The 16,618-nt window shown below is 36.8% G+C and carries 19 protein-coding genes; 16 read left to right on the plus strand and 3 right to left on the minus strand.

Annotated features, from left to right (window positions below; genetic code table 11):
* Positions 1-113: 113 nt before the first annotated feature.
* The 3 genes from gcvT to gcvPB are packed head-to-tail and all read left to right on the plus strand — an operon-like array spanning position 114 to position 4,050.
* Complete coding sequence (gcvT, locus tag H9636_RS05355; protein WP_191706599.1) at positions 114-1,217, plus strand: glycine cleavage system aminomethyltransferase GcvT; 1,104 nt, start codon at positions 114-116, stop codon at positions 1,215-1,217.
* Positions 1,218-1,241: 24 nt separating this feature from the next.
* Entirely contained in the window at positions 1,242-2,588 is a 1,347-nt protein-coding gene (gene gcvPA, locus H9636_RS05360; RefSeq protein WP_191706600.1) for an aminomethyl-transferring glycine dehydrogenase subunit GcvPA, read from the plus strand.
* Positions 2,581-4,050: an aminomethyl-transferring glycine dehydrogenase subunit GcvPB gene (gene gcvPB, locus H9636_RS05365; RefSeq protein ID WP_191706601.1), complete on the plus strand. Its 1,470-nt coding sequence runs from the start codon at positions 2,581-2,583 to the stop codon at positions 4,048-4,050. Before gcvPA ends, gcvPB begins: the two co-directional genes overlap by 8 nt.
* A gap of 131 nt (positions 4,051-4,181) precedes the next feature.
* On the opposite strand, the gene H9636_RS05370 is transcribed toward gcvPB, so the two are convergent.
* The gene (locus H9636_RS05370) at positions 4,182-4,565 is read right to left on the minus strand and encodes a rhodanese-like domain-containing protein (protein WP_191706602.1); all 384 of its coding nucleotides are present in this window, start codon (positions 4,563-4,565) and stop codon (positions 4,182-4,184) included.
* Positions 4,566-4,724: 159 nt separating this feature from the next.
* Between H9636_RS05370 and H9636_RS05375 the strand changes: the two genes are divergently transcribed.
* Both H9636_RS05375 and H9636_RS05380 read left to right on the plus strand, forming a co-directional pair.
* Positions 4,725-5,504 carry a lipoate--protein ligase family protein gene (locus H9636_RS05375; protein ID WP_191706726.1) on the plus strand — a complete coding sequence of 260 codons (780 nt, stop codon included), beginning with the start codon at positions 4,725-4,727 and terminating at the stop codon, positions 5,502-5,504.
* Between the two features lie 240 nt (positions 5,505-5,744).
* Complete coding sequence (locus H9636_RS05380; protein ID WP_191706603.1) at positions 5,745-8,318, plus strand: vitamin B12-dependent ribonucleotide reductase; 2,574 nt, start codon at positions 5,745-5,747, stop codon at positions 8,316-8,318.
* A 71-nt stretch (positions 8,319-8,389) separates the two neighbouring features.
* Here the strand turns inward: H9636_RS05380 and H9636_RS05385 are convergent, their stop codons facing one another.
* Both H9636_RS05385 and H9636_RS05390 read right to left on the minus strand, forming a co-directional pair.
* On the minus strand, positions 8,390-9,154 hold the full coding sequence (locus H9636_RS05385; RefSeq protein WP_191706604.1) for a sulfite exporter TauE/SafE family protein: 765 nt from the start codon (positions 9,152-9,154) through the stop codon (positions 8,390-8,392).
* 154 nt (positions 9,155-9,308) lie between these two features.
* Entirely contained in the window at positions 9,309-10,193 is an 885-nt protein-coding gene (locus H9636_RS05390) for a DUF1385 domain-containing protein (RefSeq protein WP_404817739.1), read from the minus strand.
* 185 nt (positions 10,194-10,378) lie between these two features.
* On the opposite strand from H9636_RS05390, the gene H9636_RS05395 reads away from it, so the two are divergent.
* The 11 genes from H9636_RS05395 to accB all read left to right on the plus strand — a co-directional run bounded on the left by H9636_RS05395 (position 10,379) and on the right by accB (position 16,609).
* A complete protein-coding gene (locus tag H9636_RS05395; RefSeq protein ID WP_191706606.1) occupies positions 10,379-10,831 on the plus strand; it encodes a hypothetical protein in 453 nt (150 codons plus the stop codon).
* Positions 10,832-10,865: 34 nt separating this feature from the next.
* Complete coding sequence (aroQ, locus tag H9636_RS05400; protein ID WP_191706607.1) at positions 10,866-11,294, plus strand: type II 3-dehydroquinate dehydratase; 429 nt, start codon at positions 10,866-10,868, stop codon at positions 11,292-11,294.
* A gap of 16 nt (positions 11,295-11,310) precedes the next feature.
* Complete coding sequence (locus H9636_RS05405) at positions 11,311-12,372, plus strand: M24 family metallopeptidase (RefSeq protein WP_191706608.1); 1,062 nt, start codon at positions 11,311-11,313, stop codon at positions 12,370-12,372.
* A gap of 16 nt (positions 12,373-12,388) precedes the next feature.
* Complete coding sequence (gene efp / locus H9636_RS05410; protein ID WP_191706609.1) at positions 12,389-12,946, plus strand: elongation factor P; 558 nt, start codon at positions 12,389-12,391, stop codon at positions 12,944-12,946.
* 168 nt (positions 12,947-13,114) lie between these two features.
* A complete protein-coding gene (locus H9636_RS05415) occupies positions 13,115-13,321 on the plus strand; it encodes a stage III sporulation protein AC (RefSeq protein ID WP_122971858.1) in 207 nt (68 codons plus the stop codon).
* 8 nt (positions 13,322-13,329) lie between these two features.
* Positions 13,330-13,707, plus strand: a complete 378-nt coding sequence (locus tag H9636_RS05420) for a hypothetical protein (RefSeq protein ID WP_191706610.1) — start codon at positions 13,330-13,332, stop codon at positions 13,705-13,707.
* A gap of 12 nt (positions 13,708-13,719) precedes the next feature.
* Positions 13,720-14,631 (plus strand): stage III sporulation protein AE, encoded by a 912-nt coding sequence (locus tag H9636_RS05425; protein WP_191706611.1) that lies wholly within the window; start codon positions 13,720-13,722, stop codon positions 14,629-14,631.
* Positions 14,628-14,765 carry a hypothetical protein gene (locus tag H9636_RS05430; RefSeq protein ID WP_158599690.1) on the plus strand — a complete coding sequence of 46 codons (138 nt, stop codon included), beginning with the start codon at positions 14,628-14,630 and terminating at the stop codon, positions 14,763-14,765. Before H9636_RS05425 ends, H9636_RS05430 begins: the two co-directional genes overlap by 4 nt.
* 188 nt (positions 14,766-14,953) lie before the next feature.
* Positions 14,954-15,367: a hypothetical protein gene (locus H9636_RS05435; RefSeq protein ID WP_191706612.1), complete on the plus strand. Its 414-nt coding sequence runs from the start codon at positions 14,954-14,956 to the stop codon at positions 15,365-15,367.
* Positions 15,364-15,903 carry a SpoIIIAH-like family protein gene (locus H9636_RS05440; RefSeq protein ID WP_191706613.1) on the plus strand — a complete coding sequence of 180 codons (540 nt, stop codon included), beginning with the start codon at positions 15,364-15,366 and terminating at the stop codon, positions 15,901-15,903. Before H9636_RS05435 ends, H9636_RS05440 begins: the two co-directional genes overlap by 4 nt.
* Before the next feature lie 193 nt (positions 15,904-16,096).
* Entirely contained in the window at positions 16,097-16,609 is a 513-nt protein-coding gene (gene accB / locus H9636_RS05445) for an acetyl-CoA carboxylase biotin carboxyl carrier protein (protein WP_191706614.1), read from the plus strand.
* Positions 16,610-16,618 lie beyond the last annotated feature (9 nt).

The following is a 16,618-nucleotide window of genomic DNA, read 5'->3' on the forward strand; positions in this document are numbered from 1 at the left end:
TACAAAATTTGGTGTAACTTTCAGGTGCAAGGACAGGGGATTCCTCAAATAAATGAGGGGTTCGTCTGTCCTTTTTTTGTTCAAAAACGTTGAAACTCTAAGGAGGATATGCAATGGGGAATGAATTAAAACGAACACCGTTATTCCATGAATATGCCAAATACGGTGGGAAAACAATTGATTTTGGCGGTTGGGAATTACCTGTACAATTTTCTTCGATTAAGGAAGAGCACGATGCTGTCAGAAATCGCGCGGGTCTTTTCGATGTCTCCCATATGGGTGAGATTTTAGTAGAAGGAAAAGATGCACTTCAGTTTTTACAAAATCTATTAACAAATGATATTTCAAAAATTGCCATCGGTGGCGCTCAGTACAATGCAATGTGTTATGACAATGGTGGAGTCGTTGATGATCTACTCGTTTATCGTTTAGGAGAAGAACGTTATTTATTATGTGTCAATGCAGCCAATATTGAAAAAGATTTTGAATGGATGCAACAACACGTTCATGGGGATGTAACGGTTATCAATCAGTCTGATGACTACGCTCAAATTGCACTGCAAGGTCCACTTGCTGAAGAAGTTCTTCAAACTTTAACAGAAGTCGATTTAAAAGAGATTAAATATTTCAAATTCCTACAAGATGTCAATATTTCAGGAAATTCTGTTTTAGTTTCTCGTACTGGTTATACAGGAGAAGACGGCTTTGAAATTTATGGTGAGCCAAATGCGGTTATTCATCTATGGAATGACATTTTAGAAGCTGGAAAAGAAAAGGGCGTTGTCCCTGCTGGCTTAGGTGCCCGTGATACTTTGCGTTTTGAGGCGTGTCTACCTTTATATGGTCAAGAATTATCGAAAGATATTTCTCCTTTAGAAGCAGGAATTGGATTTGCAGTGAAGCTTCAAAAGGAATCGGACTTTATTGGAAAAGAAGCGTTAGTTGCTCAAAAAGAAAGCGGCTTACCACGAAAAATCATTGGCATTGAAATGATGGATAAAGGTATCCCTCGTCACGGATACAAAGTATTCAAAGATGGTGAGGAAATTGGCGAAGTTACTACGGGAACTCAGTCGCCTTTAACGAAACGAAATATCGGTTTAGTATTAATTGACTCAAAATTTGCTCAATTAGATATCGAATTAGAAATTGAAATTCGTAATAGACGCTTACAAGCTAAAACAGTAGCAACACCTTTTTATAAACGTTCAAAATAAATCGAAAAGAGGGTTACTAATAAAATGAAACATCGTTATCTTCCTATGACGGAACAAGACAAAAAAGAAATGCTGGAGACGATTGGTGTCGAAAGTGTTGATGAATTATTTTCAGATATCCCTGAAAGCGTTCGTTTTAAAGGGTACTACAATATTAAAGAAGCGAAATCAGAATCTTCCTTATTAAAAGAATTAAAACAACTTGCTGCGAAAAATGAAGATACTGAGTCAAATGTCTCTTTCTTAGGAGCTGGAATTTATAATCACTACAAACCGGTGATTGTTGACCATGTCATTTCACGTTCTGAGTTTTATACAGCTTATACACCATATCAACCTGAAATTTCCCAAGGGGAGCTTCAAGCAATCTTTGAATTTCAGACGATGATCGCAGAGCTAACTGGAATGGATTTAGCCAATTCCTCTATGTATGATGGGGGAACTTCTTTAGCGGAAGCAGGTATGCTTGCTGCTGGTCATACTCGTCGAAAAAAATTACTTGTTTCTGATGCCATTCATCCTGAATACCGAGATGTTGTTGCAACTTATGCATATGGTCAATCGATTGAAATTGTGACAGTTCCTACAAAAGACGGCGTGACGGATATGGATGCTTTAAAAGTATTAATTGATGATCAAACTGCTGCTGTGATGGTTCAATACCCAAATTTCTTCGGTCAAATTGAAGACTTAAAAACAATCGGTGAACTAGCCCATGAAGCAAAAGGATTATTTATCGTCTCTAGCAACCCGCTTGCTTTAGGTGTTTTAACTCCACCAGGTAAACTTGGTGCAGATATTACGGTTGGGGATGCACAAGTGTTCGGTATTCCTGAAAGTTTTGGTGGTCCTTACTGTGGTTACTTTGCAACGACAACAAAGCTAATGCGTAAAGTTCCTGGTCGTTTAGTAGGGGAAACGGTGGATCAAGATGGACGTCGTGGTTACGTATTAACATTACAAGCCCGTGAACAACATATTCGTCGTGAAAAAGCAACGTCTAATATTTGTTCAAACCAAGCATTACTTGCCCTTGCAGCTTCTGTAGCAATGACAGCGCTCGGTAAAAAAGGCGTAAAAGAAATGGCGAAACAAAATATTGTCAAAACGCGTTATGCAAAAAATGCATTCGAAGCTGCTGGTTTTACGATTCCATTCCAAGGTGCGCATTTTAATGAAATCGTAGTGAAAACAAACAAACCCGTTTCAGAAATCAATCAATACCTTTTAGAAAAAGGGATAATTGGTGGTTTTGATTTAGGTCGTGTTTATCCAGAGTTGGAAAATCATGTTTTACTTGCTGTAACAGAATTACGTACAAAAGAAGAAATTGACGCATTAGTTGCAGAAATGGGGGCTTACAATGCATAACGAAAACCAATCACTCATTTTTGAATTATCGAAAGAAGGCCGAGTTGGCTATAGTTTACCAGAATTAGATGTACCTGAATTGGATTTAGAAGAATTATTACCAGAAGGCTATGTTCGTGACGAAGCTCCTGAATTACCAGAAGTTTCAGAGCTTGATATTATGCGTCATTATACGGCATTATCTCGCCGTAACCACGGTGTTGATTCAGGGTTCTATCCATTAGGTTCTTGTACGATGAAATATAATCCTAAAATAAACGAAAATGTTGCAAGACTTTCAGGTTTTGCCAACATCCATCCGTTACAAGATGAATCAACAGTTCAAGGGGCAATGGAGTTACTTTATGATCTTCAAACTTCTTTAGTAGAAATTACAGGTATGGACGAAGTTACGTTACAACCTGCTGCTGGTGCCCACGGTGAGTGGACGGCGTTAATGATGATTCGTGCGTTCCATGAAGCAAATGGTGAAGGACATCGTAACAAAGTCATTGTTCCAGACTCTGCCCATGGTACGAACCCTGCATCTGCAACTGTTGCTGGATTTGAAACGATTACGGTTAAATCCAATGAAGACGGTTTAGTAGATTTAGACGATTTACGTCGTGTCGTAGGGGAAGATACAGCAGCTTTAATGTTAACGAATCCAAATACATTAGGGTTGTTTGAAGAAAACATTATTGAAATGGCGGAAATTATCCATAGTGTTGGTGGGAAAGTGTACTATGATGGTGCCAACTTAAACGCTGTAATGAGTAAAGCTCGCCCAGGGGATATGGGCTTTGACTGTGTCCATTTAAACCTTCATAAAACATTTACAGGTCCCCATGGCGGCGGTGGACCAGGATCTGGTCCTGTTGGCGTAAAAGCGGACTTAATTCCGTTCTTACCAAAACCTGTCCTTGTGAAAAAAGAAGATGGAACATTCCATTTCGATTATAATCGACCACAATCAATCGGTCGTGTAAAACCGTATTACGGTAACTTTGGTATTAATGTTCGTGCTTATACGTATATCCGTACAATGGGTCCAGATGGATTAAAGGCAGTAACTGAATATGCGGTATTAAATGCGAATTATATGATGCGTCGTTTAGAACCTTATTTTGACCTACCATACAACCGTCATTGTAAACATGAATTCGTCTTATCTGGACGTCGCCAAAAGAAATTAGGTGTCCGTACTTTAGATATTGCGAAACGTCTGCTTGACTTTGGATACCATCCACCAACAATCTACTTCCCATTAAACGTAGAAGAGGGCATGATGATTGAACCAACAGAAACGGAATCGAAAGAAACGTTAGATGCATTTTGCGAAGCGATGATTCAAATTGCGAAGGAAACGGAAGAAAATCCTTCTCTAGTACAAGAAGCACCTCATACAACGGTAATTAGCCGTTTAGATGAAACGCGTGCCGCTCGTACGCCGATCCTTCGTTATACAAAAGTAGAAGCATAAAATCCAATTAGTGTAGATTGAGTCTCTTTGATGACTCTCTACACTTTTTGTCGTTACAGTTACGCAATTGGTATTGTAAAACGTTTGAAAGGGGACAGCTCAAACTTGAGCATGTCCCCTTTCATTATTTGTTAAGCTTTTGATTTAATTTTACCAGTCCAAGTTTTGAAACCACCTTGAAGTTGATAAAGTTGGTTATAACCTTTTTTCTTTAAAAATAGAGCAGCACGGGCGCTACGGCCTGAATTTTGGCAGTATAAGTATACTGGTAGATCAGGTCGGATTTCTTTATAACGTTGACGTAATTGTGTTGATGGAATATTACGTGCCCCTAAAATATGACCTGCTTCAAATTCTTTTGTTTCCCGTACATCAATAAGTTGGGCTTTTCGATAACCCTGGATAAATTCATCTTGATTTAAGTTTGACACTGCTTTCTTTAAGCGTAGTGTATTGACTAGAACGTATACGATGATAAGGCCTAGTATAATAGCAATTGTATAAAGTACAGTCACTGCTTTCTTTCTCCTTTCTTTCTTCATATTCCATTATAAAAGAGAAAGTAGCGATAGTCCAATGAGTTTGTTAAAATGATAGTTATGTGTGAGGAGATGATAGGTTTGAAATCAAAATGGTATTTTATTAACTCAGGGCCATGTAGTCCGTCTTATAATATGGCATTAGATGAAGCTTTACTTGATTTTCATAGCGAAGGAGAAATACCTCCTGTTATTCGATTTTATGAGTGGAATCCAGCAACACTATCAATCGGTTATTTCCAAAGAGCGATGAAGGATGTGGATTTTGAAGCTGTAAAGGCGCAAAATCTTGGATTTGTTCGACGTCCTACTGGTGGACGAGCCGTTTTACATGAACATGAACTAACTTATAGTATTATCGTTACTGAACAATATCCCGAAATGCCTGCAGGGGTAACTGAAGCCTATCGGGTACTTAGTGAAGGCTTATTGTTAGGCTTCCAAAATTTAGGATTAAAAGCTTACTTTAGTGTTCCTGATACAGAAGAAAAACTAGCTGATTTAAAAAAACCAAAGAGTGCGGTATGTTTTGATGCACCGAGCTGGTATGAACTTGTCGTAGAAGGGAAAAAGGTAGCGGGAAGTGCCCAAACACGCCAAAAAGGTGTTATTTTACAACATGGCGCTATATTACTAGATCTTGATGAGGAAAAATTGTTATCCCTCTTTAAATTTTCTTCACCAGAAATGAAAGAAAAAATGCGTGAAAAACTCCCTCAAAAGGCCGTAGCTATTAATCAATTAACAGATAAACAAATTACAATTACTCAATGTGTAGAAGCATTTAAAGCAGGTTTTGAGCAGGCGCTAGACATTGAATTAGTACCTTATGAATTAACAGAAAAACAAAAGCAATATGTGACAGATTTAGAACAAAAAAAATATTTAACAGATGAATGGAATTTCAAAAAATAAAAAGGAACGTATGTTTCTTTTTTCGAAAAAAATTTTTTATAGAGTTTAAACTATTGAAATGAAAGGGTTCCAGCAAGTTTTAAAAAAATCAACCCCTTGAAACAATATTTGTTATGAGGTAATCTTTTCTAGTAAATAAATATTAACTATATCTAGTGTTGTTTATATTATTTGCATACAATATCTTGTATGCCTATATCAATGTAAACAACACTAGATTTTATTAAGGGAGGCTGGCAGATGGTAATGTTAAGTGAAACGCAAGCAACCATCCTCGTAGATCAACTAAATTCAGACATCAAGAATTTTCCACAAGTACATCCAATTACACCGGACATGCATATTACGCATAAGGGAGTTTCAAGATTAGTCATGATTGACCGTTATTCTTTTAAGGATACGGAAAAGAAGACATTAAAACCGGGAGATTTTGTAGTACTAACGATTAAAGAAGATCCAAAATTTCCTGCGCGCGGGTTAGGTTTTATTCGTTCAATCGATGTGGAAGCTAAAAAAGCTGAAATATTAATTGATGAAGAATACCGCCATGTATTAGATAATCCAGAAGAACAAGAAACAGGCATTATTGTGCGTTCCTTAGACGTAATTGAAAAGCCTCTTGAAATTTATTACGAACAAATTGCAAAACGTAATGCAACTGGTTTAGCGTCTGTTGAAGAAACAGAAGAAAATAGACAAAAATGGTTCGAAAAATTTTATGAACAACTTGTTTCATTAAAATTCATTCCTGCTGGACGAGTGTTATACGGAGCAGGTTCACAAACAGATGTAACGTTCTTTAACTGTTATGTGATGCCTTTCGTACCAGATAGTCGTGAAGGAATTAGTGATCACCGCAAACAAGTTATGGAAATCATGAGCCGTGGTGGTGGCGTAGGAACAAATGGTTCAACATTACGTCCACGCAACACTTTAGCGCGAGGTGTAAACGGTAAATCAAGTGGATCGGTATCATGGCTTGATGATATTGCCAAACTGACTCATCTTGTAGAGCAAGGTGGTAGCCGTCGCGGAGCACAAATGATCATGTTAGCCGATTGGCATCCTGATATTGTGGAGTTCATTATTTCAAAAATGCAAAACCCACGTATTCTTCGTTATTTAATTGAAAATACAGAAGATGAGTTAATTGCTTCTTTAGCTAAGGAAAAGTTAAAATTCAAACCTTTAACGCAACAAGAGGAAGCGATGTACCAAGGTATCGTCAATTATAAAGCAATTCCAGGTCTTGGCGGTTTCAACGAAGCGATTATAAAAGAAGCAGAAAGCAAATTGCGTGATGGTGGAACATATAGTGTTCATAATCCGGAATTTTTAACAGGTGCCAATATTTCAGTTACTTTGACAAAAGACTTTATGGAAGCTGTTGAAAATGACGCTGATTACGAATTACGATTCCCAGATGTTGCAAACTACACACCTGAAGAAATGGCGATTTACAATGAAAAATGGCATGAAGTAGGAGATGTACGTGAGTGGGAAGCGATGGGTTACGGAGTTCGGACTTATCGAACAATTAAAGCTCGTGAACTGTGGAACTTAATTAATATTTGTGCTACATACGCTGCAGAACCGGGGATTTTCTTCATCGATAATGCAAACGACATGACGAACGCTCGTGCCTATGGCCAAAAAGTTGTTGCAACAAATCCTTGTGGGGAACAACCGCTTGCACCATACTCAGTATGTAACTTGGCTGCTGTTAATTTAGCTCAATTTGCCGATAAAGACACAAAAACAGTTAATTACGATGCACTACGTGAAACGGTTCGCATCGGCGTACGTATGCAAGATAACGTGATTAATTCGACACCTTACTTCTTGGAACCAAACCGTAAACAAGCGTTAGGTGAACGTCGAGTAGGTCTTGGCGTAATGGGTCTAGCTGATTTATTAATTTATTGTGAAAAAGAGTACGGCTCTGCAGAAGGCAATGAATTAGTTGATAAAATCTTCGAAACAATTGCTGTAACAGCTTATGAAACATCGATTGAACTAGGTAAAGAACGTGGAAGCTTCCCATTCTTACAAGGTGAAACAGAAGAAGAAACAAAACGTTTAAGAGAAGCCTTTATTAACACTGGTTATATGAAGAAAATGCCTGAACATGTACGTCAAGGAGTGCTAGAAAATGGTATCCGTAACTCTCACTTATTAACAGTGGCTCCAACAGGATCTACTGGTACGATGGTTGGGGTTGCAACTGGATTAGAACCATACTTCTCCTTCACTTACTACCGTTCTGGTCGTCTTGGAAAGTTCATTGAAGTGAAAGCTGAAATTGTGCAAGATTATTTAAATAGCCATCCAGAAGCAGATGAAAACAATCTACCACATTGGTTCATATCATCGATGGAGTTAACACCTGAAGCTCATGCTGATGTACAATGTGTTATCCAAAGTTGGGTAGACTCATCCATTTCTAAAACCGTAAACGCACCAAAAGGCTACACGGTAGAACAAGTACAAAAAGTGTACGAACGTCTATACAAAGGTGGAGCAAAAGGTGGAACAGTTTACGTTGATGGTAGCCGTGATTCTCAAGTACTTACATTAAAAGCAGAATCATCCCATGATGAACAATTAGCATTTGATGAAGTATTGGAAGAGAAAGTCGTTGAAAAACAACCTGTTGTATTAGTGGATACAATTGCCCCTCTTACTACTACAAACGTTACAATCGGTTCCGAAGTAGGGAATACTTGTCCTGTTTGTCGTCAAGGAACAGTGGAAGAATTAGGTGGTTGTAACACATGTACAAGCTGTGGCGCCCAACTAAAATGTGGACTATAAAAAATAGCATGAAATAAAATAAACCGGAGGCAAAAGTGAAATGTGTTTTGCTTCCGGTTTTTATTTTATAACTATGCTTGAACATAATCATAAATATTTTTCATAATTAAAATAATTGTCATGACAATGAATAACATTCTGACAAAACTTGTCCCTTTTTTTAAGGCGAATTTCGTTCCAAAGAAGGAACCAACAATCATCGATATCCCCATAATGAGTCCGTAAGTAAAAACAACCTCTCCTAAAATTAAAAACATCGTAAGTGCAGCTATATTACTCATAAAATTTAATAGTTTTGCATTTCCTGCTGCTTCTAGAAAATCAAATCCCATTATTAGAAATACAAAAATAATGAAGGAACCTGTTCCGGGACCAAAAAAGCCATCGTAAAATGCTAATAATACAAGACTCGAAAAAAAGATGATGCCCCGTTTCCAATTGAATGGTTTTCTTTCGGCTAATTGTCCCCAATTTTTCTTCGCTAATGTGTAAATTAATACGATGATCAGCATAACGATAATTAAAGGTCTTAATAGCTCTGAATCCATTAAATGGACAGTCCAAGCGCCTATCATTGAAAAAATAAAGACGAAGGGTAAAATAGGTCCAATTAACTTCAAATCGATTTTTCCAGCTTTAAAAAAAGTTAAAAAACTAGTTAAATTCCCCATCGAGGCAGCCAGTTTGTTTGTTGCGATTGCAGCAGAAGGGGGAAGACCAACGGATAATAGGGCAGGTAAAGTAATTAAACCGCCACCGCCTACAGTGGCGTTAATAAATGCGCCGACAAAACCAAAGAAGGAGAGAACCAATACTTTCACGATATCTAATTCCATTTTACAAAACTCCTCATTATGTATTATGAAAATGGTATCGGATTTGTCGAAAAATGTAAATAGGTCCTTGATTGTTTCACGCTAACTTCTTTCATCATAAAAACCTTGCAAAAGATAACTTTTGCAAGGTTATTTAACAGGAGTCTATATTCGATTAATCGTGATGCAATTCCATGGCCAATTCCGGATTTTTCTCGACTTCATGTAATTTTTTAAATGAAGCAATAGCAACCTCGACCATTTCATCCTTTGGTTCCTTCGTCGTTAATAATTGAAGCCATAGACCAGGATAACCAAGGTATTTCAAAACAGGTATTCCTCTTACAGCATTCGTTGCTTGAAGAACTTCAAATGATATACCTAGAACAACTGGAATTAATAAAATTCGAATGACGACCCGTAACCATAAAGGATCGGTAGGGAAGAAGAAGTATACAAACATCCCGATGATTACCGTAAATAAAATAAAACTTGAACCACAACGATAATGAAGTCGGGATTGCTTTTGAACGTTTTCCACTGTTAACTCAAGACCTGACTCATAGCAATTAATGACTTTATGTTCGGCACCGTGATATTGGAATACCCGTTTAATAATCGGTGTCATCGAAACTATGTATAAATATCCTAAGAGCAAAATGAGCTTAAAGAGTGTTTCCAAGAAAATTTGTGGAAACTTACCTGAAATCCAAGGTGAAAATAATTCAGCAATGAAGACAGGAACTAATGTGAAAACAAATTTACCAAATAAAAAGGAAATGACTCCAACAACAGCAACACCTAAAATCATTTGTAATTTCGATGTTTCTGGTTCGTTTTCATCTTCTTCTCCTGGATTAATATCATACCGGTCACTTGAAAATTGAAGATGCTTTGCACCTAGACCGGATGATTCAATGAGGGCGATTACACCTCGAAGAAAAGGGATCTTTTTTAATTTCTGGAATAAAGGTTTCTTAGGTTTTTTAGCATAATAATATTCAATGCTATCGTCATTACGGCGGATTGCAGTTACGGTATGTTCCTTCCCACCGAACATCACGCCTTCTAAAAGGGCTTGTCCACCATAAACCGGTGCTTCATTACTCAAACTTCTACACCACTCTCTCAATTTTTAAAACTAGTAGTTCATCTATTGTACTAAATTTTTCCCAAAAGCACTATGAATTACGCATACGAAATTTGTAAATGGGGGAAACTAAAGAGAAAAAAAGAGGTGTTCAAATGGTTTATTTAGGAATTATTACAAGTTTATTTGCTACATTATTACTTACTCTGACATTGAAATTATTATCCTTATTTCATTTTATTAAATGGAGTCCAGTTGGATATACAAAGAGGTTGGATATTTTAACGGAAAGTCATTGGACCGTTCAATGGCTCATTTTAATGGTTGTTATTTTTTGTATTATTTTAATTTTTTATTTCATTATGCAATTTGTCCAAATGGTTCCTCCATTCTTCACTTCTCTGATCATTGGTGCTATTTTTGCCCTTATTTGTGAGTGGATTATTTTTGATTTACCTGCAGAACTTTCTTCATTTAAAAAATTATCGATTCCATTTATGGTGACACTCATCATTACGGCACGATTTGTTTTTGAGACTGCCATGTTCCATTATCGAGCGGAAAACGAACGAAATAAGTTGCCGTATAAAGACACTATGATAAAATAAAAGTGGTAATTTCCGTTAAAAGAGGAGAATGTCGATGAAGGTATTAATCTTAAATGGACCGAATTTAAATCGATTAGGAAAGCGTGAACCGGAGATTTATGGCAGTGAAACATTGGATGATGTTAAACTGAAATGTCAAAATCTTGCGACACAATTCAATGCCACTATTGATTTTCGGCAATCGAACCATGAAGGGGAATTAATTGATTGGATTCATGAAGCGGAGGACGGAGATGTAGATGGCATTGTGTTTAATCCGGGAGCTTATACCCATACAAGTATCGCTCTTAGAGATGCAATTGCAGCTGTAAATGTGCCTGTCATTGAAGTGCACATTTCGAATATACATAAACGGGAATCGTTTCGTCATGAGTCAAAGCTTGCTGCAGAATGTGTTGGTCAAATTTGTGGTCTAGGGACGTTTGGCTATCAATTAGCCCTTAGAAAGTTTCTAGAACAATAAGGGGAGGAAAAATGAGATGATAAAATTAGAGAAATTACGTAAAGCATTAGTGGAAGAAAATGTGGATGGTTTACTCATTACGAATGACTACAATCGTCGTTATATGACGGGTTTTACTGGCAGTACGGGAGTAGCCATTGTGACAAAAGATGATGCAGTTTTTATCACCGACTTCCGTTATACGGAACAAGCAAAAAACCAAGTACAAAACTTCAGAATTGTACAACATGACAGTGTTATTTATAAGGAAGTAGCAGCTCAAGTAGAAAAAATGGGTATTAAAACGTTAGGTTTTGAGAAAGATACGATGACTTACGGGATGTTTGAAACTTATAAATCCCTTATAAACGCTGAATTAATACCTCTTTCTGGGTTAATTGAAAAAATTCGCTTGATTAAGACTGAACAAGAGATTAATATTATTAAGGTTGCATGTGAAATTGCTGACAATGCTTTTTCCCATATATTAGAATTCATTAAGCCAGGTGTAACTGAGCTTGAAGTATCGAATGAATTAGAATTTTTCATGCGAAAACAAGGCGCAACTGCATCATCTTTTGACACAATTGTTGCTAGTGGTGTGCGCAGTGCATTACCCCATGGAGTAGCAACAGAGAAAGTCATTGAAAAGGGTGATTTCGTCACACTTGATTTCGGTGCGATTTATAATGGATACGTTTCAGATATCACACGTACAATTTCAGTTGGCCAACCGTCAGAAAAATTAAAAGAAATGTATCAAACGGTCTTAGAATCTCAGCTTCTAGCATTGGAAAAAGTGGGTCCTGGTATGACAGGTATTCAAGCTGACGCGGTTGCTCGTGATTATTTAACTTCAAAAGGTTATGGTGAGGCATTTGGTCATTCGACTGGCCACGGTATCGGACTCGAAGTACATGAAGGCCCTGGTCTTTCATCTCGTTCTGAAACCGTCCTAGAACCAAATATGGTTGTGACAATTGAACCAGGTATTTACTTACCGGGAATTGGCGGCGTTCGTATTGAAGACGATATTTTAATCACAGAAACAGGTAATGAAAAATTAACCCATTCAACCAAAGATTTAATTATTTTATAATGGAGGAATACAACTCATGATTTCAGTTAACGATTTCCGTACTGGTCTTACAATTATGATTGATGGCCAATTATACCGTGTAATGGACTTCCAACACGTTAAACCAGGGAAAGGTGCTGCTTTCGTACGTTCGAAATTACGTAACTTACGTAATGGTAACGTAACAGAAAAAACTTTCCGTGCGGGTGAAAAAGTCGAAAAAGCACAAATCGATAACCGTAAAATGCAATATTTATATGCACAAGGTGATTCCCACGTATTCATGGATATGGAATCTTATGAGCAAACAGAATTAGCAAGTGTTCAAATCGAAGAAGAGTTAAAATATCTTCTTGAAAATATGGAAGTTCACATCCAATCATACCAAGGTGAAATGTTAGGTGTTGAATTACCAAACACTGTAGTATTAGAAGTAAAAGAAACAGAACCAGGTATTAAAGGTGATACTGCTTCTGGCGGTTCAAAACCAGCTACACTTGAAACAGGTTTAGTTGTTCAAGTTCCTTTCTTCGTTAATGAAGGAGACAAATTAGTGATTAATACTACTGACGGATCTTACGTATCTCGTGCATAGTAGAAAACAATAGAATGAAAGTTAAAAGCCACTCCTTTATGGATGGCTTTTTCTTCTATAAATTGGAATTTTAAAGTCATCTCTTTGAAAGAGATGACTTTTTTTACGATAAAAAGGTCTATTTTTTTGAACAAGCTCATATATTGCCTTACACAAGGAGGCGTCGTGATGGAATTACAGGACGTTTTGCGGGTAGCTGGGGTAGGGCTTATTATTGCTTTGCTTCATGTTTTCTTTGAGCAAATCGGCAAAAAGGAATTTTCGTTCTTTATATTTTTTATCGCATATTTGTATATTACGGCAGAACTAATTCGATTTTTACGGCTTTTCTTTGACGACATACTTACATTCTTCCAATGGCTAAATTTAAATTAGGGTAATATATGAAATTTTTAATTTATGCCGTCATCTTAATTTTACTATTAATACTAATTAAAGAAACTTTCGAAAAACTACACGCAGTAACCGTCATTGTTTTCTTTTTCATCCTACTATATTTCTTACTGTCGGTGCTCGCTATTCCTTTTACAGAGCAGCTCCTTACTTATGTGCAATCAGTGCCATATGTACCTCAGCTTGTGTACTCTGCACTTTTTTACCAGATAGGTTTGTTCTTTCAATCCTTATTTGATGAAAAGGAATATGAAACATTTGGAGAACTTGTCATGTTTTCCATTCGCATCGTACTACTATTTTATTGGACTAGCGAATTTGCAAAAGTATTGTCAGATTTCTCGTCAATTTTAGAAAAGCTTCAGTAAGGGGCTTTTATAATGAATGAAATACTAAACATTTTTACAGATCCATTGAAACTCGCTGGACAATCCATCATCTTAGTTTTGATTTATACCGTGTTATTTCTTGTGATAGAGGCCTTTGTGCCAAAGTTTAAAAAATGGGGCGATACGTTATTCGTCATCGTACTCGTGCTAACCCTTGGACAAACTGTAATGGATGCTTTTTCTACAATGGGAGAAATCGTCAACGTTGCTTCAGACTTCTTTTTAGCCATTACACCGATTTTAACTTCCATTTTAGTCGTTTTAAATGCGGTATTTTCATTTATCGCCTGGAGTCCTATTGTTCTCTTTATTTTTGAGATGTTAATGCTACTTTGTAAAAAAGTCTTAATTCCTGCGATAACGGTAGCGCTAATTCTTGATTTCTGTTCAAGATTTATTCAAGAAATTTCGTTTTCAAAGGCTTCAGACTTAATTCGCGGCACCGTAATGACGCTCATTACGGCATCGCTATTAGGAATGGTAACCGTACTTTCCTTTACCGGGGTTGCCTTTTTTACAATTGACCAAGCTATAGCGAGTCCAGTAAAAAAGGTAATTGAACAAACGATACCAATTGTCGGCTCCCTCATTGTAGAAGGTTTTTCGATCTTCCATAAATATCAATCAACGGCTACAACGGTTGTCGGGTTAGGGGCTATGACTGCCTTCTGGATTGCTGCTTTTTATCCTGCTGGTAAACTACTAATTCATGCGATGACCTTTAAGTTACTAGCAGCCGTTGTGGAACCCTTTACCGGAAGTACGATTAGCGGACTGTTAGATGACGTTGGTAAGTCTCTATTATTACTTTGTGCTGTAGCAATATTACTAGGAATTGCCTTTGTCTTTATTTGGCTCATCTTAATCGTCATTATGCAGCTAGGGGTGGGGAAAAGCTTTTGATCAAACTAATAATTATTATTTTAATAGGGAAATGTTTATTACTTTTAGCAGATGAGAAAGACGTCATTGTCTACGTAAAACTAGCAACATTATTAATTTTTTTAACAACAGTGTTAGATTTTCTTAAACTATAAAGCATACAGTTAGGACTAGCTTCATACAATGTGTTGAAACGTTAAACTTTGTTCAGTAAAGTGCCTTCAACTAGAGTAAAGGGAATATGAACTTTATAAATTTATTATGAACGATGCTGAACAAAGGGAAAGCCTCCGGCAATACGCCGAGGCGTATTTGATAGAAAGGAGGCGCTAAAGAACGTGAGGTGGAAAAGAAATGGTCAAAACAAAAATTAATCTTTATTCCGATTGCAGTTCTAGTGTTCATTGCGTACATTTCTGTCACGTTGAATGATCCAAAGGAGGAGCAATATAACTCATCTGAAGAGGAAAGTAAACTTGAGCAAACCTTAAGTCAGATTAAAGGTGTTGGACAAGTAAAGGTCTATTTTCATTACGATGTCCCATCACCGAATGATTCAAATTCTGATAGTTTGTTAAATGGGTACCTTAGTTCAAGTGAAAATCAACAGCATGTATCAGGATTGCTCGTTGTATCGGAAGGGGCGTCTAACCCAGCTATTCAAAAGCAACTTTTGGAAACTATTAGTCGAGTAATGCAAATGCCTACTCACAGAATTATGATTGTACCGATGGAGAGTAAAGGAGATGAACAATGAAAGTAAAAAGAAGAACAGTATGGTTATTAACGCTACTAAGTTTAGCGGCCGTCATTTCAGTTTATTATGTATTTGAACCAAATCGTGATGTGGATCTGGCGACGATTTTTTCAGATGACGCATTAAAAGAAACGACATTGACAGGTGTAGACGAAGAAAAAATGACTACAACAACATCAGAAAGTTACTTATTTGAAGAAATGCGAATGGAAAAAAGTAATGAACGAGATCAATTAAGAGAACAACTTACACAAAAAATTGCATCTGACGAATATTCGGCAGAAGAGAAAAATGAAGCCTTTAACGAAATGAATGCCCTTATTGAACAAGAGTCATCAGAATCTATGCTTGAGATGTTAATTGAATCCCTTGGTTATTCAGATGCTTTAGTACGAGTAGAAGATGATAAAGTTGCTGTAACCGTATTATCAGATGAAATTTCGAAACAGCAAGCAAACGAAATTATCTTTACAGTTCGTTCAGAGCTAGAAGATGTAAGCGATGTCCAAGTAAACGTAGAATCAAATTACTATTAATTGAAAATTTATATAGAAATTATTATTATACGAATAATATTTTTACAAACAGAAATTACGCAGTGCGTTCGTTTTCAAGACGAAAGCACTGTTTTTTACGTTATTTCTTTAAAATTGTATTTATGTATTTCAAATTTAGTAAAAAAACTATAAAATAGTAAAGAAGTGAATAAAACATAAGGGGTGTCTTTACGTGTTTAAAGTACAAGAATTGAGAGAAATTATTAAGTTAGTTGACGGATCATCCATAGACGAGTTCGTTTATGAACATGATGGGGCTAAACTTAAATTGAAAAAAAATAACGGAGTTGTAACAGAAGTTGTCACTCCTAAAATTGAAACTACTCCTGTAGTTCAACAAACAGCTCCAGCACCAGTAGCTGTAGAACCTGTTGTTGAAACAACAAAGGTTGAAGAAGTAAAAGCGGAGGAAAAAGCAGCACCTGTTAATGTAGATCAATCTTCATTACATAAAATTACTTCGCCAATGGTAGGGACATTCTACCAAGCACCTTCACCTGACCAACCACCTTACGTAAAAGTAGGGGATAAAGTTGGAGAAGAAACAATTGTATGTATCGTCGAAGCGATGAAATTATTCAATGAAATTGAAGCGGAGATTAAAGGTGAAATCGTTGAAGTACTTGTGAAAGACGGTCAATTAGTTGAATACGGGCAACCACTATTCCTAGTGAAACCTGAGTAAGGGGTGCTT

The sequence above is a fragment of the Ureibacillus galli genome, from assembly GCF_014836845.1.
Classification (GTDB): domain Bacteria; phylum Bacillota; class Bacilli; order Bacillales_A; family Planococcaceae; genus Ureibacillus; species Ureibacillus galli.